At 57.9% G+C, this 25,271-nt stretch carries 19 protein-coding genes, 1 other RNA gene and 3 pseudogenes; 11 read left to right on the top strand and 12 right to left on the bottom strand.

Annotated elements, in window-relative coordinates:
* Window positions 1-232 precede the first annotated feature (232 nt).
* The 3 genes from ACA054_RS03655 to ACA054_RS03645 all read left to right on the top strand — a co-directional run bounded on the left by ACA054_RS03655 (window position 233) and on the right by ACA054_RS03645 (window position 2,443).
* Entirely contained in the window at window positions 233-508 is a 276-nt protein-coding gene (locus ACA054_RS03655) for a PA2433 domain-containing protein (RefSeq protein ID WP_497688231.1), read from the top strand.
* A gap of 102 nt (window positions 509-610) precedes the next feature.
* Window positions 611-1,007: a transfer-messenger RNA gene (ssrA, locus tag ACA054_RS03650) on the top strand.
* A gap of 185 nt (window positions 1,008-1,192) precedes the next feature.
* Window positions 1,193-2,443: an integrase domain-containing protein gene (locus ACA054_RS03645; RefSeq protein ID WP_497690240.1), complete on the top strand. Its 1,251-nt coding sequence runs from the start codon at window positions 1,193-1,195 to the stop codon at window positions 2,441-2,443.
* A gap of 224 nt (window positions 2,444-2,667) precedes the next feature.
* On the opposite strand, the gene rdrB is transcribed toward ACA054_RS03645, so the two are convergent.
* The 5 genes and pseudogenes from rdrB to tnpA form a co-directional block, all read right to left on the bottom strand.
* The gene (gene rdrB, locus ACA054_RS03640; RefSeq protein WP_497688230.1) at window positions 2,668-5,496 is read right to left on the bottom strand and encodes an antiviral RADAR system adenosine deaminase RdrB; all 2,829 of its coding nucleotides are present in this window, start codon (window positions 5,494-5,496) and stop codon (window positions 2,668-2,670) included.
* Entirely contained in the window at window positions 5,496-8,156 is a 2,661-nt protein-coding gene (gene rdrA, locus ACA054_RS03635) for an antiviral RADAR system adenosine triphosphatase RdrA (RefSeq protein WP_497688229.1), read from the bottom strand. The genes rdrB and rdrA overlap by 1 nt, the downstream gene beginning before the upstream one ends.
* A gap of 267 nt (window positions 8,157-8,423) precedes the next feature.
* Window positions 8,424-9,865, bottom strand: a pseudogene (gene tnpC, locus ACA054_RS03630) (IS66 family transposase).
* 165 nt (window positions 9,866-10,030) lie between these two features.
* Entirely contained in the window at window positions 10,031-10,366 is a 336-nt protein-coding gene (tnpB, locus tag ACA054_RS03625) for an IS66 family insertion sequence element accessory protein TnpB (RefSeq protein WP_497688228.1), read from the bottom strand.
* The gene (gene tnpA, locus ACA054_RS03620; protein WP_497688227.1) at window positions 10,363-10,695 is read right to left on the bottom strand and encodes an IS66-like element accessory protein TnpA; all 333 of its coding nucleotides are present in this window, start codon (window positions 10,693-10,695) and stop codon (window positions 10,363-10,365) included. Before tnpA ends, tnpB begins: the two co-directional genes overlap by 4 nt.
* A 175-nt stretch (window positions 10,696-10,870) precedes the next feature.
* Here tnpA and ACA054_RS03615 point away from each other — a divergent pair, with 175 nt between their 5' ends.
* The 3 genes and pseudogenes from ACA054_RS03615 to ACA054_RS03605 all read left to right on the top strand — a co-directional run bounded on the left by ACA054_RS03615 (window position 10,871) and on the right by ACA054_RS03605 (window position 13,701).
* A complete protein-coding gene (locus ACA054_RS03615) occupies window positions 10,871-11,143 on the top strand; it encodes a hypothetical protein (protein ID WP_225739969.1) in 273 nt (90 codons plus the stop codon).
* A gap of 96 nt (window positions 11,144-11,239) precedes the next feature.
* Window positions 11,240-11,416 (top strand): annotated as a pseudogene (locus tag ACA054_RS03610) (DUF932 domain-containing protein); the annotation flags it as partial.
* A 20-nt stretch (window positions 11,417-11,436) separates the two neighbouring features.
* Window positions 11,437-13,701: a hypothetical protein gene (locus ACA054_RS03605; protein ID WP_497688226.1), complete on the top strand. Its 2,265-nt coding sequence runs from the start codon at window positions 11,437-11,439 to the stop codon at window positions 13,699-13,701.
* Here the strand turns inward: ACA054_RS03605 and ACA054_RS03600 are convergent.
* Window positions 13,698-14,423: an inovirus Gp2 family protein gene (locus tag ACA054_RS03600; RefSeq protein ID WP_497688225.1), complete on the bottom strand. Its 726-nt coding sequence runs from the start codon at window positions 14,421-14,423 to the stop codon at window positions 13,698-13,700. The genes ACA054_RS03605 and ACA054_RS03600 overlap by 4 nt on opposite strands.
* Window positions 14,424-14,683: 260 nt before the next feature.
* Here ACA054_RS03600 and ACA054_RS03595 point away from each other — a divergent pair, with 260 nt between their 5' ends.
* The gene (locus ACA054_RS03595) at window positions 14,684-15,133 is read left to right on the top strand and encodes a GNAT family N-acetyltransferase (RefSeq protein ID WP_497688224.1); all 450 of its coding nucleotides are present in this window, start codon (window positions 14,684-14,686) and stop codon (window positions 15,131-15,133) included.
* Window positions 15,134-15,150: 17 nt separating this feature from the next.
* Here ACA054_RS03595 and ACA054_RS03590 read toward each other — a convergent pair whose 3' ends face one another.
* Window positions 15,151-15,870, bottom strand: coding sequence for a hypothetical protein (locus ACA054_RS03590; protein WP_497688223.1), 720 nt, complete (start codon window positions 15,868-15,870; stop codon window positions 15,151-15,153).
* A 148-nt stretch (window positions 15,871-16,018) separates the two neighbouring features.
* On the opposite strand from ACA054_RS03590, the gene ACA054_RS03585 reads away from it, so the two are divergent.
* On the top strand, window positions 16,019-16,663 hold the full coding sequence (locus tag ACA054_RS03585; protein WP_497688222.1) for a hypothetical protein: 645 nt from the start codon (window positions 16,019-16,021) through the stop codon (window positions 16,661-16,663).
* Between the two features lie 465 nt (window positions 16,664-17,128).
* Window positions 17,129-17,395 (top strand): DUF6124 family protein, encoded by a 267-nt coding sequence (locus ACA054_RS03580; RefSeq protein ID WP_497688221.1) that lies wholly within the window; start codon window positions 17,129-17,131, stop codon window positions 17,393-17,395.
* Here ACA054_RS03580 and ACA054_RS03575 read toward each other — a convergent pair.
* The gene (locus ACA054_RS03575) at window positions 17,337-18,221 is read right to left on the bottom strand and encodes a phosphatase PAP2 family protein (RefSeq protein WP_497688220.1); all 885 of its coding nucleotides are present in this window, start codon (window positions 18,219-18,221) and stop codon (window positions 17,337-17,339) included. The genes ACA054_RS03580 and ACA054_RS03575 overlap by 59 nt on opposite strands.
* A 26-nt stretch (window positions 18,222-18,247) precedes the next feature.
* Complete coding sequence (gene pmrG, locus ACA054_RS03570; protein WP_497688219.1) at window positions 18,248-18,919, bottom strand: lipopolysaccharide core heptose(II)-phosphate phosphatase PmrG; 672 nt, start codon at window positions 18,917-18,919, stop codon at window positions 18,248-18,250.
* A 260-nt stretch (window positions 18,920-19,179) separates the two neighbouring features.
* Here pmrG and ACA054_RS03565 point away from each other — a divergent pair.
* A pseudogene (locus ACA054_RS03565) lies at window positions 19,180-20,241 on the top strand (methyl-accepting chemotaxis protein); the annotation flags it as partial.
* On the top strand, window positions 20,236-21,099 hold the full coding sequence (locus ACA054_RS03560; protein WP_497690239.1) for a methyl-accepting chemotaxis protein: 864 nt from the start codon (window positions 20,236-20,238) through the stop codon (window positions 21,097-21,099). The pseudogene ACA054_RS03565 and the gene ACA054_RS03560, both read left to right, overlap by 6 nt.
* Window positions 21,100-21,320: 221 nt before the next feature.
* Here ACA054_RS03560 and ACA054_RS03555 read toward each other — a convergent pair whose 3' ends face one another.
* From ACA054_RS03555 to ACA054_RS03545, 3 genes are read right to left on the bottom strand one after another with little or no spacing between them, the layout of a single operon-like run.
* Window positions 21,321-22,784: an N-acyl-D-amino-acid deacylase family protein gene (locus tag ACA054_RS03555; RefSeq protein WP_497688218.1), complete on the bottom strand. Its 1,464-nt coding sequence runs from the start codon at window positions 22,782-22,784 to the stop codon at window positions 21,321-21,323.
* A 1-nt stretch (window position 22,785) separates the two neighbouring features.
* A complete protein-coding gene (locus ACA054_RS03550) occupies window positions 22,786-23,646 on the bottom strand; it encodes a MurR/RpiR family transcriptional regulator (protein WP_497688217.1) in 861 nt (286 codons plus the stop codon).
* A gap of 15 nt (window positions 23,647-23,661) precedes the next feature.
* Window positions 23,662-25,011 carry a GntT/GntP/DsdX family permease gene (locus ACA054_RS03545; protein ID WP_180204352.1) on the bottom strand — a complete coding sequence of 450 codons (1,350 nt, stop codon included), beginning with the start codon at window positions 25,009-25,011 and terminating at the stop codon, window positions 23,662-23,664.
* Between the last annotated feature and the right edge of the window lie 260 nt (window positions 25,012-25,271).

Here is a 25,271-nt window from a genome sequence, read left to right as displayed (position 1 = left end):
AGCGAGCTTGCTCGCGATGACGGTGGATCAGTCAGCTTCGATGCTGAATGTCCTGCCGCCATCGCGAGCAAGCTCGCTCCCACAGGTTCCTCATCAACCCCGGCAAAAAAAAACCGAATTCCTGCGCCCGGCTATAGTCATTTAGCTAGGCCCTGTGAAAGGGCTTATAACCACCTCGGCCAGCGGCCCCCTTCACCGGCAGCACCGAGCCCTCATGCGCAAGGAGATACCCATGAAGCACTCTGCAATTGCTGGATTGTTCATTTCTGCTGCACTGTTGGCATCGCCGGTGTTCGCAGCGGACGAAAATCTTTGTGACGGGAACATTGCCAAACTGAAGAATGCCATCACCACTGCGCCTGCCGTGTCAGAGAGCTCCATGGATAACGCAAAAACTGCACTGGAGGATGCGGAAAAGGCCAAGGCAGCCGGCAACGACAAGGACTGCATCGAGATCTCCAGTCAGATGCTTGAGAAAATTCAGCAGCGCAGCCCCACTAAAAAATAGTGATGCTGGCGCAGAAGGCCAACCTTCGGGTTGGCCTTCTGCGCCACGTTGGCGTACACTGTACAGGCTTGTTGCTCAACGAGATTTTCGGGCAATGAGTTCGGGGCCGTTTAGGATTCGACGCCGGTTGCGAAACTTTAGGTGCATGCCGAGTTGGTAACAGAACTCGTAAATCCACTGTTGCAACTACTTATAGTTGCCAATGACGAAAACTACGGCCAGGAATTCGCTCTCGCTGCGTAAGCAGCCTTAGCCCTGAGCTTCTGGTACCTTCGGGTCCAGCAATCACCAGGGGATGTCTGTAAACCCAAAGTGATTGTCATATAGAACAGAATCGCCGTGCAGTACGTTGTGGACGAAGCGGCTAAAACTTACACAACTCGCCCAAAGCACCCTGCCCGTCGGGTCGCTGAGGGTTAACTTAATAGACACGGCTACGCATGTAGTACCGACAGCGGAGTACTGGCGGACGGGGGTTCAAATCCCCCCGGCTCCACCATTTGATCAACTAAAGACGTCCACGGACGTCTTTTTTTGTGCCTGAAATCCAGTTAAATCAAGGATTTAGCGTCTATGGGCGTCCAGAGACGTCCGACAGAATCCACATCACCTGGTATTCCACATGGTATTCCAAGCCCTTCAGTGGTAATTTTTGGAATACCGAATGATGTCATGGAATACCTCATGTGCGCCCAAGCCACCCGCCTTTCTGATCGCCAGCTCAAAGCTGTAAAACCAAAAGACAAGGATTACGTCCTCAGCGATGGCGACGGCCTTCAATTGCGAGTGAGAACCAATGGCTCTACGCTGTGGAATTTCAACTATCGGCATCCGGTAACGAAGAATCGTATCAACATGGGACTCGGCACCTATCCAGAGCTCTCTCTCGCGCAAGCCAGGAAGAAAACAGTCGAAGCTAGAGAGCTGCTTGCCCAGGACATCGACCCTAAAGAACAACGTAATGCGTTGGAGCAGACAAAAAAGGCGGCAACGGAGCACACGTTCGAGAACGTAGCTTCTACTTGGTTTGAGCTGAAGCAGGATGTCGTTACACCGGCCTATGCCGAAGACATATGGCGCTCTCTCACCCTGCACGTATTTCCAAAACTCGGAACTACACCCCTCTCGCAAATCACTGCGCCGATGGTCATCGAGTTGCTCCGCCCCCTGGAAACGAAAGGCAGCTTGGAGACAGTAAAACGACTGACTCAACGGCTCAATGAGATCATGATCCATGGCGTGAACTCGGGAATGATCTTCGCCAATCCACTCAGCGGCATCCGGGGCGTTTTCAAGAAACCGAAAAAGCAGAACATGGCGGCTCTTCGACCAGAAGAACTGCCAGAGCTAATGGTGGCAATCGCTAACGCCAGTATCAAAAGAACAACACGCTGCTTGATCGAATGGCAGCTTCACACCATGACCCGCCCTGCGGAGGCCGCCACGACTTCCTGGGCTGACATCGACTTCGATAAGAAAACCTGGACGATCCCAGCGGAGCGTATGAAAAAGCGACGCGCTCACATTATACCTCTGACCGAACATGCACTTGCTCTGCTTGAGACCATCAAACCCTATAGCGGCCATAGAGAGTACGTGTTCCCTGCAGACAGAGACCCACGAACTCACTGCAATAGCCAGACAGCAAACATGGCCCTGAAACGTATGGGTTTTGAAGGGCGCTTGGTGAGCCACGGCATGCGCTCCATGGCCAGTACAATCCTGAACGAGCAGGGATGGCATTCTGAGTTGATTGAGGTAGCCCTTGCGCATGTCGACAAGGATGAGGTCCGCAGCGCCTATAACCGAGCGGATTACATTGAGCGCAGACGTCCTATGATGGCCTGGTGGAGCGAGCATGTTCAGCAAGCTGCCACCGGAAACTTATCTGTCTCAGCTATTAGGGCTCACAGACCTAAACGACACATTGACTAGCTGCCCGTCACTTAAAGTCGTACAGCAACTAACCGAAGCAGTTGCTAAGTGACCGGACAAAAAGGAGCTGCCGAATAAATTTGACGTGATTGGCAAACAGTCGGCTCCTTCTAGCACCCTCTCATTACTGGACCCGGCCATGACGCGCGGACTGAAGTTGGCCGGCTATTTTTTGGAGCGAGCCCCGCTACGGCACGAGCGATTCTCGCCCCAGCCCGAATCGGTTAATGCGCATCTTCGAAGTGCTTCATACCAAGCTGGCGCAGTTGCTCAATCCAATTGTCGGCCTCGCTTTCGGAATGCCCGCGGTCAATCGCGGCCTCATGCATCAGGTGAAACTCCATTCTAAGTGTGGTCGGGATCATGCCTGGGTCGTCGGTATTGATCGTGACGGCTATAGGCTGCGTGCGGAGATTAAATTGATTAAACATGCCGCCAGCCTCCAAAGCTGCATGGTTTAGGGGGTTCCAGCGATAGATCGGGTGGTCGCTATGCGTTTGCAACTGACCTATATAGACGTTGGAACTGGGATTGGTCTCGATCGACAGCCCGAGACGTGAATAGCGTTCGATACAAGCGTCCTGTAGGGCCAGCATGAAGCGAAGATCATGGAGATCGTCGTGATCGTAAAGAAACTCGCCCGATTCCAACGTCTCCGTGTCGCGCGATTCTTGCTGCTGGAGTCGGCGTGTGACATGACCATGGCGCGGCACGGTCAGGCGCACATGGCGGATAGGCTTGTCATTCGGAGTGGGCGAAGCAATTTCGAGCCGAGCACGTATGACAAAAAGGCCTTCCGGAGTGTGGATCGAAGGATGTTTGAAGTGCTCACGGATCCGTGACTGATTCGGCACCCCAACATCCAGCCTCGAATCGCTGACTCCTGTATGGGCTTCCTGCGCAGCCATATATGCGCAGTTTTTTCGCAGTTTCCAGGCATCATAAAAGCGCTCAAATTCCAAAGCAGTTGGCGTAGGAGAGCCCTTCACCCAGGGATACCACGACACCTGAGGCAGCACGCGCGCAATTCGTGTTTCGAGCCTTGACCGAACTTTTTGTGCCTCTAGTAGGTGGCTTAGTTCCACCGCTTTAGCCCAGGCCCAGATGAGATTGTCGAAATGTTCGTCAACCGACAAAATAACCTCGCCATGCCTTTGAAGCCATTCGTCCGGAGGAATACCTAGGGCTAGTGCATGGCCAAGTCGGTCGCCTGCGCGCATTTCGCAGAACATGACAGTCTCGTCGACACAGCGCAAGCCTGACAGCGGATGTGCATAATCCTCTCCTGCGTGAATATTGAGACTTATCTTCGGAACTGGCACAACCAATCCAATAGATTCGTTTAGAGGGTCAAGCTTCGCAGTGGAAGCTCTGAGCCAACGCAGCATTGGCGAGAACATTTCAATTGAGGTACGAGTCTCATCTCCGACGACGTCTAGACCGCGGATCAATTCCGCGGGATATACGAGGTGCTCCGACCCGACACCTAAAGAATCGCCAAACGGTAGCGCTAGATCCCATCGTTCCACCGAATACAATACATCGCGCAGCGCCTTTGCCTGCTTCCAAAGCTCGACTCGCGAAGACTTTGCCAAGCGGTTGAAGTGAACGCAGAAGTGCCAATGACGGCGCGAATGTAAAGGTCCCATTTCAGGTGACTGAAGCCTATCCGTTCGAGCAAGCGTCTGCATATGCGCATTGGCAGCATAAGCGAAGGCGGCGGCAACATCGCGAGACTTTAGGCTGCTCGAGCAGATCTTGATCTCGGCCCTGTCGCCCGACCTAACGAAGAGGCGTCGTGCCGTCTCCCGCATCGATGTTTCATGCCATCTCCGGTGAGAGGCGGCCTCTTTGCGCAACTGCGAGTGAAAGAAACGGGTGGTGAATCGCCGCAAGCCGCTACCGTCCATTACCATCTGCCGTCGGAGCACCATCATGTCGGCGACTACCAATAGGACGATCGCCCGGATCTCGGGCTTAATCGTTTTTGCGCGATAGGTGCGCCACAACAGGATGAATAGCCAGGTCCAAGCGCGCTGAAGTTCATGTTTGCAACAGGCATCAGCCAATCGTTGCAAAAGCCACTTGCTTGTAACCTGCCGGTTGTCTTCGTCTGCGGCTAGGAAGCCACCATGCTCGGCTTCAGCGCGCCCCTCATCCTCAACGACGATCCCACGCACCATGAATTCCCAATTTATCGTTTGATAAGACCCAGCCAGTTCGGCATCGTCCCAGCAAGCATTGAGCAGATCGACTGTCCGATCGTTAGGCACCGAAGCCTCGTTAGCGTCGTCCCCCCCCCAAATTCCGGATAGCGCCACGAGGATACGGCGAATCCGGCAAATTCGGTGGAGCTGGTTTTTTTCCAGCTGAGACTGCTCCCCGCTAGTCGATAGCCAGTTATGTCCGAGGACAAGCTGCGCGAGCACTAGATCCTCTCCGGTGATGCCATTGAGGTGCACATGGTTCTCGGCGAACGGAAGCGATAAGAAACGCGGTCCTACGAACATTGTCGTGAGTCTGCCGACAGACTGGTGGAGGGTTGATCGCTTGCCCTGTCCTTTTGTTGCAGTTTTCCTCACCAAGTGCCAAGCGACGAGAAGCGTCGGATCCTGCTCCGATAACACTTCGGCATAGCGCTGTACATGTATGTCTGCAAAATATAGGTTGCCGTCTTTGCAAACTATAAAAGCCTTGATCATGTCATCGAGCGCTGGGATCTCCGGAGTCGTGAGGAAGGTTGCATCGCAAAGGCGGCTAGCCCCCAGTTCGGATTCGTTCAAACGATAACTGCGGCCAGTACGCTCATCAATTTCGGTCTGAATTGCGTCACGCAGTTCTTTGCGCAGGGGACGTAGATTGAGCGCCAAATTAGCCGGAGAGGTTATCTTCGACTGAGGCGTCGCCACGTCCTCAGTAGTGCTTTCAGCAGCGTTGGATGGAGCAGCGACTGCCTTCGACAGTTCAACCAAATGCTTGTAGAGCACGCCGGCAGCTGACTCACCACCAAGCAGCGCGCCCAATGCGCGCTCAGGGACAGAGCGAACGAGCATTAGGATTCACCGGAGCCTGGCTTCTTATCTTCCATATCATTGACAGCTCGACGCAAGGTATCCAATTGGACGAGGCCTGGATAACGGCGTGACACTTGCGACAGTACAGACTCTCCAAAACGCTTAGAGGAGACGCCCTTAGGAGCATTCCGTAACAGTGCCTTTTTTATCGATGCAGTGGTTATGCGACTCACGCTCGTTGAGAGCCCTAGCAACTTCAACAGGTAGGCACGACCATCAACTACTTTCGGTCTCTCCACGGTCGCTTCCTCCAATGCTATCGCAAAATCGAGGAGCCCCTGAAAGTCCAATCGCAACGGGTGTTTTTCAAGGACCCATGTAGCCGAGATCACTTGCTCACCCTGAATCGTTCCATGTTCAATGGCCCGTTCGACCAGCGGCTTCACGTTCTGGGTATATAGTTCGTTGCGCATGAAATCACCGCTGCGCTTCAACAGATTCACGTTGGAGATCACAGAGCCGAGATCAAAAAGTGGCCCTTTTTCGAAACTCCCTAGTGCGGCCCAGAACGAATTGAACGCAGACAGCCCGGACGCGAAAACGTTGCTGAGTGCCTCGCTCCTCGGCTGCTCGCCCACACTCAGGGGTCGCGTGAATAGAGGTACTTGATTGAGAGTTTTGTTAAGGGCGCAGTACACCAGCCATGGTGAAAGTGGCAGGCGCTCGGCGTTGACGCTATTGCGCCAAGCGTTGATTCGCACGACCATATTTTCAATCGCACGGTCTCTATCGTCGCCTGCATCGGGATCATCCGAACTGAACGCCATCGAGGATTCCTCATCTCCTTCAAATTCAGCCTCCTCGGATTCATCGCTGGAGAAATAGACCGTCTTGGTTGCTGCAATACCCACGGCGCTATGAAATGGTGCATTCATTAGGATTCGTTCGATGTCGAGGGCCGAGACATCCCGTACAAGACTTGTGGCGACAAGCTCAAGTACGCGGCCGCTGCAGATCAATGTTGCGCGCTTGCTCGGGCTATAGAAATTGTGGTGCGTAATCAGCTCGATCAAGACCCGAGCTCTGTTAGAGAATTGGGGGTCGCCTTCTCGCTCGACGTTGACATCCCAATTTGTACGCACTACGGCTCGGCCGATCTCCGGGGTCGAAAACGGAAGAATGGCCTGCTCACTCAGAGTATCTACCCAGGATTCGGGGAGCCGACCGGCCAGATCCTTCCGCCAGTTGAGCTGTGCTCGTGTCTCGATGTATCTCAGTTCAGGACGGCTGATCTGCCGCAGCGGTTGGAACAAAGGTGTATCAAGTACGGATCCTGCTTTCATTCCACGCCAATGCTGCACAGCTAATAGCACTAGGCATACCGCGCCAGCAGTAGGCTCAAACATGAAGTGATCCAGCAGTGCCGATTGCCATTGCTCAAGTGACAAACGACTCTCAGCCGTCGCAGGAACCGGCAACTCAGACGCGCCATGACTGTGGCGTGCGGGCGCTTCGCCACGGCGCCGATACGAAATTCGCCGCATGAGATCTGTCTGCGGCAGCGGAGCTGTCTCGTTGAAATATGCTTCCTCAAGGGCCGGGATACCGGACCGTACCCGAGACAGTAACTGCGATAGGGCACGCACCGTAGGAATGGGGATGCGGAGCCGACTGTTCTCGTGGTCGTTGACAGGACCCGCCAACAGAGCCCTCAGCCAGGCATCCAGTTCGGGCAACGCAAGGCGAGGCTTCCCCCCTTCGGAGCGATTCTCAACACCGAGGAAGACATTGTCATTGCTCAAGAATGCCCCCACCTCAGGCATCTGCAACCGCCTATGCAACGGCAGGATCTTACGCAAGTACTCATGCGCCAACCCTTCTGCTACCGGCTTGGCCTGCTCGTAATAGTGAGCGACATCCACCGTCAGCCTTCGGAACGCATCCCGCCAAGTAACCTCGTGATAGAGGCTCAGATCTCCGCAGACGATGGGAAGCAGTACCGGGCTGGCGAGATAGCGACGTACAACCTCTAGGTTCTCAAACGCGCGATGCAGCGTCGTATCGACATCATCGATCGGAAGTACCAGCAGGCGTTTACCAAGTAGCTGGGCTGCCTTCTCGAAGAAATCGTGAACGGCGCCTGCCAGCGCCTGCGTCCCCATGAACGCTCGCAACCGGTCAAGGCCGACGCCGTCGCGTTGAGTCTCCTTGCCCTCCAGCGCGCTTCCGAGCGCTTGAAGACTGTCATGCAACGCTTGCCACAGTTCGGGGGCCTTATTACGTTGCTCCTTTACTTGCTTATCGCCGAGGACAGCCGCCACGATCACGTTTAAGAACAAGTCGTCCCCATCCTCAAGCTGTGACGGGTCGATGGGCTTGAGAATGTGCACTGCCTCGGCCAGCTCGGCATAGCGTTCTTGCACTCCCTCTGCCTTCAAATACTCGGATAGGTTGACGATAACCGTCGTCTTGCCGGTGCCACGATCACCATCCAAAAAAATCGTCATGTGACCGCGGTCGCGGTCGAAGCGCTCACCATCATCGACACCTTTGGCGGGTAACGATTCGCACAGCATCTCCGCCAACTTCTCGTAAACCACTCTGGGCAGTAACTGGTTCACTTTCAGGTGGCTTGCTCGCTCACCCTGATCCAGCGGAAAGTAGATAGCGTCGTTACTCTGACCCAGCAATGATGACATGGATTTCCCTATGATCTTGGTTCTAGTTGTAGCCGACGTCCCTGTGACGACCGACTGAACGCTTGGCACTCCGAGGCACCGAAAATCGTCACTACATTCCGATTAACACCACACGACTCTGCGAATCACGTCATTAATTCTTCAGTTTATACGGTTGGAGGTGTCGTAGCCTAGGAGCTGAAGTGCAGGAATGTGGCCCTCCAGCATCCCTAGATCGACTGGCGAAAGCACTTCAACGTAAGCGTCCGCCCAACACACCTTGCGTGGTTAAGCAGGCGCCCACTTATGCGGCAACAGTTCGGCAATCTCACTCGCCCGCTGCGTCGGCAGGCGTGTAAGAACATCCTTCAAGTAAGCATACGGATCGTGCCCGTTGAGCCGCGCCGACTGGATCAAACTCATGATCGCCGCCGCACGTTTACCGCTGCGTAGCGAACCCGCGAACAGCCAGTTCGAGCGCCCAAGAGCCCACGGCCGAATTTGATTCTCGCACCAGTTGTTATCGATGGGCACCGCACCGTCATCGAGATAGCGCGTCAGCGCTATCCAGCGTTTGAGGCTGTAATCCAACGCTTTGGCGATGGCCGATCCCTCAGGCACAAGCTGCCTCTGGGCGATCATCCAGGTATGAAGTGCATCGATGATCGGCGCTGCTTTGTCTTGCCGTATTCGCTGCCGGATACCCGGTTCCAGCTCGCGTGCCTCTCGTTCAACTTCGTACAAGGCCGCTATGTAGTGCAGCGCTTTTTCGGCGATCTGGCTCTTGTTGGTCGCGTGCAGATCGAAGAACTTGCGGCGTGCATGAGCCATACAGCCGATCTCCGTGACGCCCAGTTCAAAGCCCGCCTTGTAGCCTGCGAAGTCGTCGCAGACCAGCTTGCCGTTCCAGTGGCCAAGGAAGGCTCGGGCGTGCTCGCCAGCACGGCTCGGACTGAAGTCATAAACCACCGCCGCAAGTTCAGAGAACTGGCTGGTGGCATAGGCCCAGACGTAAGCGCGATGAGTTTTCTTCGCGCCAGGCGTCAGCATCTGTACCGGAGTTTCGTCGGCGTGGACGACGCCGTGCGTCAGCACGGCTTCGCGCAGCGCATCGCTAGCGGTTGGAGTTGCACGCCGCAGTTGCCTACCCATTGCGCCAAGGTCGAACGAGCGATGGGCAATCCGGCACGGCCGAAGATTTTCTCTTGGCGATACAGCGGCAGATGGTCGGCGAACTTGGCCACCATGACGTGGGCCAGCAGTCCCGCTGTCGGGATACCCTTGTCGATGACGTGCGCCGGTACCGGCGCCTGGATCAGCGTTTCGCATTGTTCACAGACCCATTTCCCACGGATGTGGCGCTCGACGGTGAACACGCCCGGTGTGTAGTCGAGCTTTTCGCTGGCATCTTCACCGATGCGTTTGAGGGCGCAGCCGCATTGGCAGTGGCTGTTGTCCGGCTCGTGATGGATCAGCGTGCGTGGAAATTGCGCTGGCAGCGGTGCGCGCTTGGGTTGCTGGCGCACTTTGGCTTCGACAGCTGCCGGCTGCAGCGCCTCAAGCTCCGCTTCGATAGCGGCGATATCGGTGTCGATCAAATCGTCGAGCAAGCTGGCCTGATCCGGACTTAGCTGCTCGCTGCGCTTGGCAAACTTGAAGCGCTTGAGCAGCGCGATCTCGTGGGCCAGCTTCTCGTTGACCGATTTGTGATGGGTGATTTGCTTGTCCATTGTCTCGACGCGCTGGATCAACTGCGCCGCCAAGGCACGCAGTTGTTCAGGGTTTAATTGATCGAGATTTGGATGCGAAGTCATGCCGCCGATTTTGCCAGAGAGGGCTGGTGGCGACGATAGACTGATGAGCCAATTGCGCTGGCAAGCGCGCCATGGCAGGTGTTAAAGCATCGAGATGATTCCGCCTGCACCGACGCGCTGCCAAGGCAAACCGAGCACCAGGGCCTGAAGTTGCTCGGCATCCAACTCAACTTCGGAGCCGTGCCGCGCACCCGGCCAGAAGAAGCGTCCTTGATTCAAACGCCGGGCGGCAAGCCAAATCCCCACGCCGTCATGCACCAGCACTTTCATGCGATTGGCGCGAAGGTTGGCGAACAGATAAGCACAGTGCGGCTTCGCCGCACCGAACACCGCCACGACCCGCGCCAGCGCGGTTTCAGTACCGGCACGCATGTCCATGGGCTCGGTGGCGAGCCAGATGGAGTCGATGCGGATCATCGCAGCAGGTCTCGCAGGAAAGCGGAACACGCCGCTGCATTTTCTGCCGGCCAACTCACAACGACTACGCCTTTTGAATGAGGCACTTCGATTCGGATCGTGGACGGAAGAACTTGAGGTGCCGCTGCCGACGACAATGCCTTGACCGGAATAAAGGCAGTTTGCAGTGCCAGGTTTTTCTGCGCATGCCCCCGAATCCATTTATGGACAAGGTTGGCATTGAGGTTGTGTATCAATGCGACATTGGCAATTGAGGTGTCAGGCTGGGCGCACTCAGCAATGACCTGGGCCTTGAAGGACTTGGAATAGGAACGGCGTTCTGGTGGCATGGGCGTCCGCTTAAAAGGCTAAAAATGGTGTCCACTTAAATTTAGGTGGACACCATCGCCTCAAGCGACGGTGTCAGGAAGGTGTGTTGGCCGGACGGTTACCAGGAGGGTTCATCCCATGTCATTGCAGTGTCCTCGCTGTCACTCCCCAAAAGTTGCTTCTTTCCATCACGCTATGAAAGTCGGCGCGGCCATCGGCACAGTAGGTGGTGCCGCGCGTGGCGTCAGCGCAGCTCTAGCAGGTGGTCAGGCTGGTGCGCTAATCGGCGCTATTGCCGGGCCCGTCGGCATAACTCTCGGCTCAGTGTCAGGTGCCATCCTCGGCGGACTGGCCGGCGGTGTCGGCGGCTGCGCTCTCGGCGCCCAACTGGGTGAGTCGCTCGATCGCCACGTCCTGGCCCACAACCTCTGCTTGCTCTGCGGTCACCGTTTTAACCTGCCGGCTTGATCTGGCAAGACCACACCTTTTTTATCCATATCGTCCGGACGGTGCTGCGCTGGGCGCGGCGCTTAATGCCGGCCTGCACCCAAAGGAATCTCAACCATGGCTCATCTCGTCGAAACTATGGCCTACGCTGGCGCTGTACCGTGGCATGGCCTAGGTAATCAACTCACTCAGAAACAGCCCATCGAAGTCTGGCAACGCGAAGCCGGCATGAACTGGGCGATCCAGGAAAGCCCCGTACTCTTCAAATCAGAGACCGTCGGCCGACTAGCCGCAAAACGTTAGATGAGGTGGCTATGGCTGTGGCGGGGCATCCCGAGTGGGACAACTGCAAACGCTGTGCACTTCAGGCCAACGGTAAAGTTTGTCCCATCGACGAGAATCGCCGCAGGCTTTTGGGTGAGGCGGATGGTGGACAGCTCTCTCGTCGCTTGGGCGATTTGGTTGAAATCGCCAGGCACAATGGGCTGCATCTACCTATACGCGACTTACTTGCGCTTTGTTCAAATATGATCCTCGGTTGCTCCGATGCCAAGCAGGCCAAGGACAACCTGCTGACCTGTGCCGATGTCGCGAAGATTCAGGAAGGAGGCACTCTTGGGGCGGCTAGTGTCTATGCCAACGCCTTCGGAGCCAATCTCCTTAAGCGAAGGACCTCTGACCGCCCCATCTTCAAGGCGATGTCCAGCTTTGGCGTGGGCGATGAGTCCACCAATGCTGCTGATGGGTTGCTGGTTTATGGGAAGGACGATTTGCGGCTGCAAGCCGACTTCGAGCGTTTGGTCGCGATCGATCCTATCTATGGGGATGCGGGGTCGCTGGTTTCTTCGGCCAGCAAGCTCCAAAGCCTGCGCCATGTGATTAAGACCCGGATCAAAGAGCTCGCCGAGCAGGGTAGGCTGACGGTTCATCAGCAGAGCGAGGTAAAGGCATCGTGGGATAAGTTCGAGGAGGATTACATCAAGGCGATGGAGGACTTCGTCACGACTGGGCTACATGGCGATGCCGTTATGCGTCAAGCGGAGTCTTACGCCGAACTGTTGAACACCTTGATGGTAAATGCTCGTGGTGATGTGTGTCGCTCGCGACTGGTCGCTGAAATACTATCGGTCGGGACGGTGCGTGTTGCCGGCGAAAACCCAGCAGTTATCATCCCGCCTTGGCATCCAGAACGAATGAAGGCTCTTGCGGTAAAGACGCGACGCGTTGCCGGTTTCGCTACACACTTGCTCTCCAGCGCTAGCATTCTCTATGGTGACCGCGAGATTTTTATGCGGGAACTTACCGACGAGATCGCTCATCCGTTCTATCCAGAGATTGCGGTTCTCAATCGGGGCGGCGCTTTGACGCTTGTCTCGGAGAGCAGCACGGTTAACGGTTATAGTCTTTTGGAGTCACCGACGCGTGGCGCTGAGGAAGCCATGACCGATGTCGATCCAACGGCTGCAGCCAAACAGGCGCGCGAGCTTTTGGAGCGTTATGTTGGGCTGCAGCCCCACGAGGCAAGCAACCTTAGCGTCGTGCTTTATAACGCAGATGCAGCTGAGTTGCCGCTGGCCACAGTGCGCGAGCTCTCCTCTATACAAGAGGATGGCAAGCTCCAATGCAGCGTTTCGGTACGCCACTCAGATCAAGGAAAGCTGCGGCGAGTCTATGGCGAGCTGGTCAACAAGGCTGGTGATGATCCTGATCTGCCAGTAGTCAGCGAAACCAGCGAAAACTTCATCTCGAAGCTGCGTATTTCTGTAATGCCCCTCTCGGCGACTCCAAGAGAGAGTGCGCTGGGTTTTAAGGCTTTCGATGTGGCTTTCCTGCATGACGTGGTCGCGCGCGAGGCCCAAACAGAATGGCTCCCAGTGCAGTGGACCAACGATCGGCCGAACTTGGATCATGCGCCTTCCCGCTGGTCTTACCGGAGCGTGTCAGGTGAGAACGAGCTGAAGTCGACCACATTCCTAGTTTGCCCATGGCAAACGGCATCAGGTTGGGCGTACGTGTCGGCTGTCGCCGCAGTTTGCCGGCAGACGGACGCTATGCCAGGGGAGCGATTCCTGCCTGCACGCCGCATTTCCCTTCAAAGCCCAGCTCTGGCTGAAATAATCAAGGACGCTCACGAGTTGGCCGAATGGGTAGCCACCTACGACGAGCTTCTCGACAAGCGCCAGCTTCAGCACAACAACATCACGGTGGTGCGCTACCGTAGGGGCTCGACTAATGGCCGCAATATGATTGTTAGCTCGACCTCGGAGCTTCGGTTGTTGAGCGTGTTGGTTCGTAGACGCTTGGATGAGTTGAATCTCCAGCTCGGATCCGACGAGATTCAAATCGCTGTCGACAAGGCGAAGCGCGACGCACTTTCAGTCTCCGGAGATATCGTACTGCGTGCAGCCAAGCGGGGTGTATCTGCCGGAGAGATGCTAGGCCTTGTGCTAAGTCGTTACTTGCTTGCAGAGGAGTTCCAAGCCTCAGCGAATGGTAGGCAGGTATTGACCGCCTATTTCCTACTCGACGATTACGCAAGCTGGCTATCTCAACCTGAAAGCCGTATCGCGGGCAATTAGCCCCTGCTGCTTCCGAACCCATGATGATTACCACCGTAGGACTTCGTAGCCTCCTTGCATAGGTAGCTGGCCCGCCGAAACAACTCCGGTAGCTCATCCATCCTGCCGTCGGGGACGTCCCGGTAGATTCGATACGTGGCATTGTCAGTGATATTCACCAGCCCACCGACTTGATCGACCGATAGCCGCAAAGCACTGGCCCAAGCCTCCTGCAGGCGCGCAACGAGATTTTGCCTCGTAGATTGCAACCGCCCCGGCCTGTGATAAGCATCATGATTCAGAAGGAATACCAGGTGGTAGTGCGGCCTTCCCATCATTCCAACTTCCCTTGCCCAGGCATAACGGACCCTGCAATTACGAGTGTCCTTCTTTTGCTCACGCAGCTGACTGCGGTGGTATTCGATCTTGGAGCCGAAGGACTCGATGAATCTGCTGATGACCTTATTGGTGTCAGCGTCGTCGGACAGATCGACATCCTTCGGCAGGTTTAGGTCCACCCGGAATGCCATGACCCTCGGATACTGGGTCAGTGCCAGCTCGATAACACGCAGGAGACGAAATAGGTACTCTTCTACAAATGGCCCCTTGTCGACCATCAAGGACAGACCACAGTAGGTCGGTTGGCGGTACAGGTGGAGATTGGTGTTACCTGGATGACGAAGTGGGTAGCGGCTGGATGCGAGATACCTCTGCCCCTGACTCTCCGATAGTTTGTCGTTCAATAAGCGCCCCACTGAATGTTTGGGACCATTGGGCAGGAATATACATACAGTCACTTACTCAAGTGTTGGCGGAGTTACTGCCAATGGGTTGCATAACACGCAAGACTCAAACCTGTTCAACCACTTCCGGCGATGCCATACAGGTGCGGTGATCGTTGGCTGGTTGCGCGTAGGACACCTGGTCCAGGCTTAATCAGTCGATAGTAGCGTGCTGAGGATATGGCACAATTCTTCCTTCCTGGCTCAATCGTTGAGGCCTCATGATCCGCGACTTTCGAAACGTTGACCTGGAGCCCGTATTGGACATTTGGCTACGAGCGTCCATCCAGGCGCATCACTTCATAGCCCCCACATTTTGGCGTAGCCAGCTTGACGCTATGCGTGATGTCTATCTACCCGGCGCCATGTCCAGAGTGTTTGAGGCAGACGGGACGGTAGTAGGATTCTGCTCTGTATATGGAGACACACTTGCGGCGCTGTTCGTATCGCCTGAACATCAGGGGAACAGTATAGGTACGCAGCTTCTCGCGGACGCCATGGCATCCAGGTCAACACTACAGCTGACTGTGTATTCGGCGAATGCGCCTAGTATCCATTTCTATGAGAACCAGGGTTTTGTAGTTCTCAATGAACAACTGGACGAGCACACTGGCCACCTTGAGAAGGTGATGCGCTGGGGTGAAACAGGTGTAACCCTATTTCAGGACTAGACTCCACGTTTTGCCTCTCAACTCAATCGAAAGTCGCTCAAGTCAATCGACACCATCACCCTCTCGCGCACGGGCTTCCGATCCTCGCCCCGCAGGTAGGCTCTACGCCGGGAGGGAAAACGAAAGCCCTGGGCTTCAACGTACTCGCTGACATATTGGGCGGCTGCAAAGCCGCCGGCCACATCGACGTGATAGTCATGTCGACGCAACAGGCCGTCGTCTGCGAAGTAAAAATCCTGGAAAAGGCTGTGGCTGGCGATGTGTTCCGGGAACTCGACGCGCAGACCGCGCCAGACCTCGGGGCCTTCCTGCCAGGGCGCGATTTCAGTGACGTTGAAACCCGGCAGCGCCATGAAAAACGGCGTCGTCAGGTAAGTCCACATGGCGTACCCGCTGAAGTACGCACGGTGCAGCGGATCCCAGGGCGTGTCCATGCAGTGCCCGGCGAATGAGTCTCGCGGGTTCGATCGCTCGCGCACGATTTCGCCATCGGTGGTTTCGATGGCGACGTAGTCGGCCCTGAATGCCGTGCGCCAGTGTGGGTTGCCGAACGGCGTCACGCTGGCGCTTTGCTGGTGCAGACTGACGGTCATCTCGCGGGGCATCGTGTCTTGCACAACGCCCTTCATGGCCCATAACTCCCCGCCCGTGACGATGGTGGCGTTGAGCGTTGTGAACCTGTTCCAGCGCTCCAGGCCGCCATGTGCGTCGAGTACTTTTTTCAGCAAATCGTTCATGGCTCTTGCCCCTTTCGATGTTGGCCAGAATCAAAAGAATAGGTCACTGGCAAATCGTGAGCAGTGCGAGCTGGCAAGCGGATCTATTCTGATGACTTCGCTTGAGGCTCAACCCTCCACTGAACAGAAGCATTCAGGAATGCAAAACATGAATAGCCGGATTCTAGCCCTGCTGGCGGCGATGGTTTCCCTGCTGGCAGACGCCGCCAGCGAAGTCGCCCCTCGGCGCAACGAGGTGGCGAACTACAGCCTCTCGCTGAACCTCGGCATTGCAGAGGCCGGCAATGGCAGCCGGCCTTTCGATCAGACGCTGGAACTGCAGGGCATCGTCTTTCATGTGACGGATGAGTCGGTGGATGGCAGCCGGGCAATGCGTATCTCTCCCCAAGGGCTGCAAATAGATAATTCAGCCATGATTCACCCGCTGGCTGGCGACATTGCCCGGGCGGAGGTCGCGGACCTTGATCGGGATGGCTCACCGGAAATCTACGTCTTCGTCAGGTCACCAGGGCGCGGATTGCCCGGCGAACTCGTCGCCTACGCCGCCAACCGTAAAAAATCCCTCAGTGCGATCTATCTGCCACCGGTCAGCGAAGACCCGAAGATCGCCGAGGGGTATCGGGGCGAGGACGAGTTTGCCGTGGTGGAAAACACATTGGTACGCAGGTTTGCGCTGTATGACGGTGCGGACGCCTCGGCGGGGCGGACGGGAAAAATGCGCGAGATTCAGTACCGGTTGATGCCTGGGGAGGCGGGGTGGATTTTGCGCAGGCAGAAGGTGACGGAGTATTGAGCCATTTTCCGCTTTCGTCCCCCGGGCAACACATGAACTTTTCTTCACCCCGCGTTCAGGCAACTAGCTGTACATTTGCCTCGCTCATTCAAGAAACTACGGTTTGCCCGCCCTCCCGCGGGCTTTTTTTTGTCTTGCGAAAAGTCCTACCTCAGAGCAAATCGCAGGGAAAAATCCCACAGGTCTTTCAGGTTGTCGGTCGGAAGGGGGCTTATTAATCTTTTGTCGTCACTGACCATTCAGTGATCGGGTGTGAGAACCCGGTAATTAATAGCCATGCACTGCCAGTATCCGCATAATTGCCGACAGCTTATCCGCTGCCTGTAAATGCGTAATGGCGGCTGTGTGCGGGCAGACTTAGTCTGACCGGGTGGCTATGACCGGATTCTCACCTCGCACATAGCTGCCACCTCTTTGCTGTGTGAGAACGGCAAGTAATGGCACCCACGCAAGAGGTCAATCATCTTGGATAAGTTAACCCCCGGTCCCCCCTTCGAAACCACCAAACCCTATCGCCCCAGCCCCTTCTTCACGATCCTCCCCGACATCAAATCCGAAAGCCTCCTCGCCCACGCCTGCGAATCATTGGCTTCAGCCAGCGTCATGCTCAATGATTTCGCGACTTACCTTCACGGCCCACAGCGCAACACCGCGCTGGGGATTGCGCAGGTCGTCATGGTGGCGGAGCTGGCTGTGAACCGGGCGCTGGATATTGTCGATCCGCAGGAGTAAGTCGGGCAGGCTGAGCCACCAACGCCGGTTCTTCAACCTTGCGCAGAACCGGCATCTCCAACCGCGCTCGCCCGTAAAACGCCAGCGCCGTCAGCAAACACGCCAGCCACACGAAGATCCCGGCCCAGAAGGTGTGGGACATGTAATGCCAGCCCTGCACCACCCGCGTCGTGCCATACACGAACCCCAGGGCCAGGGAGCCGTACATAAGCGCTTTGGCATGACGCCAGCGGTAACGGCGTGCAACAAAGTACAACGCGAGCATGGTGAAACCACCGGAGGCATGCCCGCCCGGCCAGCAGCGACCGTCACCGGCGACCTTGAGCAAATCGAAATTCTCGTACCACTCCTTGTGTTCGATTTTCCCGCCGTACTGGGTCGTCTCGACCGGGCAATACACACTGGTATGGCCCTTGAGGTAGTGGATGACGCCGGTACTGATGGAAAACGCAAACACCACGTAGAGGAAATCCCGACGATGTTTGCTGGCAAAGCGCAGTACCGGCGCGACTTTGATCTTTTCCAGGACGGCGATGATTTTCGCGTGTTTTTCCGCCTTCAAACGCGGCCAGAGAAATGACAGCAAGGCACCGATGATGGCGATCTCGCCGGTCCAGTTCGGAATGATCCGTGCCCATTTATGAGTGATTTTTTCGAACAGGTGCACATGGTCCAGCGGGAACGTCTGCGTCACCGGGTCATAAAAAAGATTGTTGAAGGCGATGTCGATCCGGGTCAGGTCGAACATCAGGAACACCACGACCGCACAGGCCAGAGGGATACCAAAGTTCAGCCAATAAAAACGCGAGCGGGAAGCCGTCAGCATCGTGTGTCCTGATTCGCAGTGTGGATTCATTCGGTGGTCACCGAGTGCCAGTCCGAGGCTTCGATGAAACCGAGCATGCGTGGCGCTTGCAGCGCTTGGGCGGTGACAAAGAGCGCGGCGCCGTAGCCGAGGGTCGAGGTTGGCAACTTGAGATCCTTTTGCAGTTGCGCCATGCATTCGCTATGGGTCACCAGAATCAGGTTGCGCCCGGCAACCTTGTGCGCCAGGGCGTCGCGCAACATCGTGCCTTTGCAGTTGATCAGCCAGTCGTCGCCAACGCCGACCTTGTTGAACATGTACCCGCTCGTCTGTGCCGTACGCAGCATCGGGCTGTTGTAGATGTCGGCCTTCCCCAGCCCAAGCTGCTCGAACTGCGCACCGACGGCCACCGCAATGCTGCGCGAGCGATCGGTAATGCCATCGTTGCCACTCAGGCAGGGGGCGCTGGAGTGATCGCAACGCTCCACATGGCGCACCAGCACGATCATGTCGCCCTTGGCCCAACCCGCCACTAGCGCCCGCGCGCCCTCAACGTTGCCATGGGCCAGGTCCGGCACGGCGGCAGGGCTTAGCAGCAATACCGTCAAGGGCAGCGCCAGCAGCGCCGAGCCCAGCACCACAAGCGCATTGCGATAACGGGCAAAACGGCTCAGGTCGAGCGAGCGGTTTATTCCGAACAGACTCAGTCTCAGTTCCACATCAAGCCGCCTCGCCGGCATGCAGCCCTTCATTTGATGCCGCGAGGGTAATGAGGTGGGCGTCGGCAGCCAGTGAAACCGATGTGAAAAAAAGCTTAAGCCTGTGGCAAAAACTTGTTACAGCATCCGCCCGACAAAATCCTTTCAGCTCTCGCGATTGCTGCCGATACAGACCTGCTACCCACCTTGCTGGCGCCTAAGAACAACAATCTTCCAGCCAACCGACGATCAAGAAACACCACGTTCCTGGAGGAATTTTGATGAATAGCTGGTTCGGCAACATCAGCGTGAACCTGAAACTGGGCCTGGGCTTCGGCCTGGTCCTGGCCCTGACCTGCGTCCTCGCCCTGACCGGCTGGACCAGCCTGGGCAGCCTGATTGACCGCAGCAACTGGATGAGCGATATCACCCAGCTCAACGCCGGCCTGACCAAGCTGCGCGTGGTGCGCCTGCAGTACATGCTGACCAACGGCGACGAAGCCACCGCGCAGAACGTACAGACCACGCTGCAGGCCTTTTCCGATCAGCAACAAGCCTTGCTGGCGAAGTTTAAGAGCCCGGAAAACCTCAAGCTGCTTAAAGAGCAAGGCACCGTCATCGACGCCTACAAGACGTCCCTGGCCAAGATGCGTGGTGCCTACCGCACCGGCAACAGCGCCCGCGACGTCATGGGCGCCAACGCCGAAACCGCCAGCACGCTGATCGACGATCTGAACCGCCGCGTGCAACAACTGCCACCGAGTGATCAGCGCTTCGAACAGTTCCAGGCCATCACCGCCGCCAAACAAGCATTCTTGCTGGCCCGCTACGAAGTGCGTGGCTACACCGCGACCACCAATGTCGAGACCGAGCAAAAAGCCGTCGCCCAACTGGACGCCGCCATTGCCAGCCTGAAACAGCTCAACGTGCATTTCACCAACGTCCAGCCCGAGGCACTGCGCCAACTGGAGACCGCGCTGGGCAACTACCGCAGCGCCTTGCAGGCTTATAAAGCCGCGAACATCGATGCCGTGCAGGCGCGCAAGGAAATGACCGACGAGGGCGCGGCCATCGTCAGCCTGAGCGAGCAGCTGTATCAGATCCAGCTCGACCGTCGAGACGCCGAAAGCGCCCAGGCGCGTACCCTGCAACTGATCAGCACCCTGTTGGCGTTGTTGGTGGGCATTATTGCCGCCGTCATCATTACCCGGCAGATCACCGGTCCCTTGCGCGAGACCCTGGCCGTGGTCGATCGCATCGCCAGCGGCGACCTGTCCCAGGACGTCAAGGTGACGCGCCGCGATGAGCTGGGTGTGTTGCAACAAGGCATTGCGCGCATGGGCGTGACCCTGCGCGATCTGATCAGCGGTATCCGCGACGGCGTCACCCAGATCGCCAGCGCGGCCGAAGAACTGTCGGCCGTGACCGAGCAGACCAGCGCCGGGGTCAACAGCCAGAAAGTCGAGACCGATCAGGTCGCCACCGCCATGCACGAGATGACCGCCACTGTGCAGGAAGTCGCGCGCAATGCCGAACAAGCCTCCCAGGCCGCCGCCGCGGCGGATGGTGAAGCACGCGAAGGGGACAAAGTGGTCGGTGAAGCCATCACCCAGATCGAACGCCTGGCCAGCGAGGTGGCACGCTCCACCGAAGCCATGGGCCTGCTGCAACAGGAAAGCGACAAGATCGGCAGTGTCATGGACGTGATCAAGGCCGTGGCCGAACAGACCAACCTGCTGGCACTCAACGCCGCCATTGAAGCGGCACGCGCCGGTGAAGCCGGACGCGGTTTTGCCGTGGTGGCCGACGAAGTGCGGGGCCTGGCCCAACGCACGCAGAAATCCACCGAGGAAATCGAAGGCCTGGTGGCCGCCCTGCAGAACGGCACCCAGCAAGTAGCGTCCGTGATGAACAACAGCCGCACCCTGACCGACAGCAGCGTAGCCCTGACCCGCAAGGCCGGCGCCTCACTGGAAAACATCACCCGCACGGTGTCCAACATCCAGTCGATGAACCAGCAGATCGCGGCCGCTGCCGAGCAGCAAAGCGCGGTGGCCGAAGAGATCAGCCGCAGCATCATCAACGTGCGCGACGTGTCGGAACAGACCGCTGCGGCCAGCGATGAGACCGCTAAATCCAGTGTTGAACTGGCGCGGCTGGGGAATCAGTTGCAGATGATGGTGAGTCACTTCCGCGTCTGACGCTGGGTCAGCGCTGAATGAAAGATCCATTCGCGAGCAGGCTCGCTCCCACAGGTTCTTTGAGCATCCTGTGGGAGCGAGCTTGCTCGCGATGGCGATATGACTAACAACCTAAATGCCCGCATCAGTGAGCCGGGATAAAAGATCAAAAGATCGCAGCCTTCGGCAGCTCCTACAGGGGATCGCATTTCTCTGTAGGAGCTGCCGCAGGCTGCGATCTTTTAGCGGCACGCAAACCCAGCGCGCAAATCCCCTTCCCGCGCCAGAAACCGCCCTTCCCTGCGCCCGTTCGCCTGACCGTCCTGGTAACTCAACACCCCGTTGACCCACACGCCATCGATGCCTTCGGCCGCCCGTTGCGGATCATTGAAGTCCGCCACATCGCGAATGGTTGCCGGGTCGAACAGCACCAGGTCGGCCCAATGGCCTTCACGGATTTCGCCCCTTTCCTTCAAGCCGAATCGCGCCGCCGACAAGCCGGTCATCTTGTGCACGGCGGTGTGTAGGGGAAACAGTCCTACGTCACGGCTGAAATGGCCGAGCACCCGTGGGAAGGCGCCCCACAAGCGTGGATGAGGAAATGGGTCTTCCGGCAGGCCATCGGAGCCGACCATCGACAGCGGGTGCGCCAGAATCCGTCGCACATCGGCTTCGTCCATCCCGTAGTACACCGCGCCGGCCGGTTGCAGCTGGCGGGCGGCATCGAGCAACGACAGCCTCCACTCGGCGGCGATATCCATCAGGTCGCGCCCGCCCATCTGCGGGTGCGGCGTTGACCAGGTGATGGTAATGCGGTGGGCATCGGTGACTTGCTTGAGGTCCAGGGTCGAGGAACTGGCGGCATACGGATAGCAATCGCAGCCCACCGGGTGGGTTTTCGCCGCCTGTTCAAGGGACGCCAGCAGTTGCGGGCTGCGCCCCCAGTTACCGGCGCCGGCACATTTGAGGTGGGAAATGATCACCGGGGATTTCGCATGACGGCCAATCTGGAACGCCTCATCCATGGCCTCAAGCACCGGCTCGAATTCGCTACGCAAATGGGTGGTATAGACCGCGCCGAACGCCGTCAGCTCTTCGGTCAGTTGCATCACTTCATCGGTGGACGCCGAGAAAGCACTGGCGTAGGCAAGACCGGTGGACAAGCCCAGGGCGCCGGCCTCGAGACTTTCGCGCAGTTGCTCGCGCATCGCCGCAATTTCATCGGCCGTAGCGGTACGAAACAGGTCGTCGAGGTGGTTGCTGCGCAGCGCGGTGTGGCCCACCAGCGCGGCGACGTTCAGCGTGGTGTTCGCCGCCTCGACCGCCGCCCGGTAATCAATGAACTTCGGATAAACAAACGCGGCAGCGCTGCCGAGCAGGTTCATCGGGTCCGGTGGATCGCCGCGCAGACTCACCGGCGAGGCGCTGATCCCGCAATTGCCGACGATCACCGTGGTCACGCCCTGGCTGAGCTTGGGCAGCATCTGCGGCTGCCGGATAACCACCGTGTCGTCGTGGGTGTGCACATCGATGAAGCCGGGCGCCAGCACGCGGCCGCCAGCGTCGATTTCTTCGGTGGCACGGGCATCCTGCAAGTCGCCGATGCGCTCGATGCGCCCATTGCGGATCGCCACATCGGCCGGGTAGCCAGGGCTGTTGCTGCCGTCGATGACCAGGGCATTGCGAATCAGCGTGTCGTACATCATGTCAGTCTCCCAGCGGCAAGTGATCGTCGCCGCCGCGGTAATCGTCCAGGGCGAGTTTGATCCGCCGCAGGCGCTCTTGATTGTCTTGAGGATTGGCCAGTGCCAGCTCGGTGGCAAGCACATCGATGGCGAGCAACATGCCGTAGCGTGCCGCTGTCGGTTTGTAGATGAACGAGGTCTCGGCGCTTTGCAGCGGCAGCACGATGTCGGCCAGTTGCGCCAGCGGCGAATCGCTTCGGGTGATGGCCAGTATGCGCGCGCCGTAGTTGCGGGCCAGTTCCACGGTTTCCAGCAGCTCGGGGGTGATGCCCGTGAGTGAACAGACGATGAGCACCTGATCGGCGCTGAGACTGGCCGCCGTGATCCGCATCATCACCGCGTCGTGACAGACCGCGATCGGGTAGCCAAGGCGCACCAGGCGCACCTGCAACTCATCGCTGCACAAGGTCGAGCAGCCGCCCATGCCGAAGGCGTGAATCATCCGCGCCTTGCCCAGCAGTTTCACCGCATCGGCGAACCGCGATTCGTCGAAGGCCGACAGGTGCTGGCGCAGGGTCGATTCGATGTCGCCGACAATCTGCCCGTAAAACGCCGATTGATCCGGTGTGCCCGCCGGGTCGAGAAAACGGCTGCCGACGCCGCTGGCCTGGGCCAGTTGCAAACGCAGGTCGCGCAGATCCTTGCAGCCGACCGTTCGGGCGAAACGCGACAGCGTGGCGCTGCTGACTTCTGCGCGCAGCGCCAGCTCATCGAGGCTGGCGGAGGCGGCAAACCCCACATCGTCTAGCATCAAGCGCGCGATGCGTCCTTCCCCGGCGCTGAAGGAATCCTGACGGGCGCGAATCTGGTAGAGGATGTCCATGGCAGGTGGCTCCGGCTAAATCAGGTAAGAAAGGCCCACGGTCAGGCCGAAGGCGACGAGCGAGATCAGGGTTTCCAGCACCGTCCAGGTCTTGAAGGTCTGGGTCACCGTCATATTGAAGTATTCCTTGATCAGCCAGAAGCCGCCGTCGTTGACGTGGGAAAAAATCACCGACCCCGCCCCCGTCGCCAGCACCAGCAACTCCGGATGCGGATAACCCATAGCGATGGCCACGGGTGCGACCACGCCCGAGGCGGTGGTCATGGCCACGGTGGCGGAGCCGGTGGCGATGCGCATCAACGCGGCGAACAACCAGCCCATCAGCAACGGCGACAGGTGAAATTCGTTGGCCAGACCGACGATCTGGTCGGTGACGCCGGCGTCCACCAGGATCCGGTTCAGGCCACCGCCGGCGCCCACCAGCAAGGTGATGCTGGCGGTCGGCGCCAGGCATTCGTTGGTGAACTTGAGGATCGACTCGCGATTGAAACCCTGGGCCAGGCCCAGGGTCCAGAAGCTCAGCAAGGTCGCCAGCAGCAGTGCGATGACCGAGTTGCCGATGAACAGCAGGAACTGGTTAAGACCAGTGCCCGGAGTGGAAATCAGATTGGCCCAGCCGCCGATCAGCATCAGCACCACCGGCAACAGGATGGTCGCCATGGTGAGGCCGAAACTCGGCAGGCTGTCCCGCGGTTCGCGCTCGAGGAACTGCCGCTCCAGCGGGTTTTCCGCCGGCAGCTGGATGCGCGGCACGATGAACTTGGCGTACAGGGGACCGGCGATGATCGCGGTCGGAATGCCGATCGCAATCGCATAGAGCAAGGTCTGCCCCACCGACGCCTGATACACCTGCACCGCCAGCATCGCCGCCGGGTGCGGTGGCACCAGCGCATGCACCACCGAGAGGCCGGCGACCATCGGCAAGCCGACCATCAGGATCGACACGCCGACCCGCCGCGCCACGGTGAACGCAATCGGCACCAGCAACACGAAACCGACCTCGAAGAACAACGGCAGCCCCACCAGGAAGGCGATGCAGACCATCGCCCAATGCGCGTTCTTTTCGCCGAAGCGATCGATCAAGGTGCGCGCCACCTGCTCGGCGCCGCCGGACTCGGCCATCATCTTGCCGAGCATGGTGCCCAGCGCCACCACCAGGGCGATATGCCCAAGGGTCTTGCCAACGCCCGCCTCATACGCCCCGACCACGCCGGAAGGCGGCATGCCCGCCACCAACGCCAGGCCGATGGAGATCAGGGTGATGACAATGAACGGATTGAGCCGGTAGCGGGCGATCAGCACGATCAGCGCGATGATGGCGATGGCGGCGTACACCAGCAGCCAATAGCCGAAGGACAGGGTCATGCGGTACTCCTCGAGAGGGTCACGTCGAAAGTTTTGTGAAACTCTTAAAACATTTCGAGGCGCGACTTTCAAACGAGGTGAAAGTAATTTTCGTGCAGAGGTAAGGGATGTCGCTTAGAGGTATGGCGTGTCGCGATTAATGAAAATCAGCCAGGTAGATTTTCATGGCATCACCGAGCACTGATCGTTCCCACGCTCTGCGTGGGAATGCCTCCACGGACGCTCCGCGTTCGGCTTTTGAAGGGACGCGGAGCGTCCCG

The sequence above is a fragment of the Pseudomonas sp. LBUM1653 genome (assembly GCF_059716115.1).
This window is presented reverse-complemented; position numbering and strand designations above follow the sequence as displayed.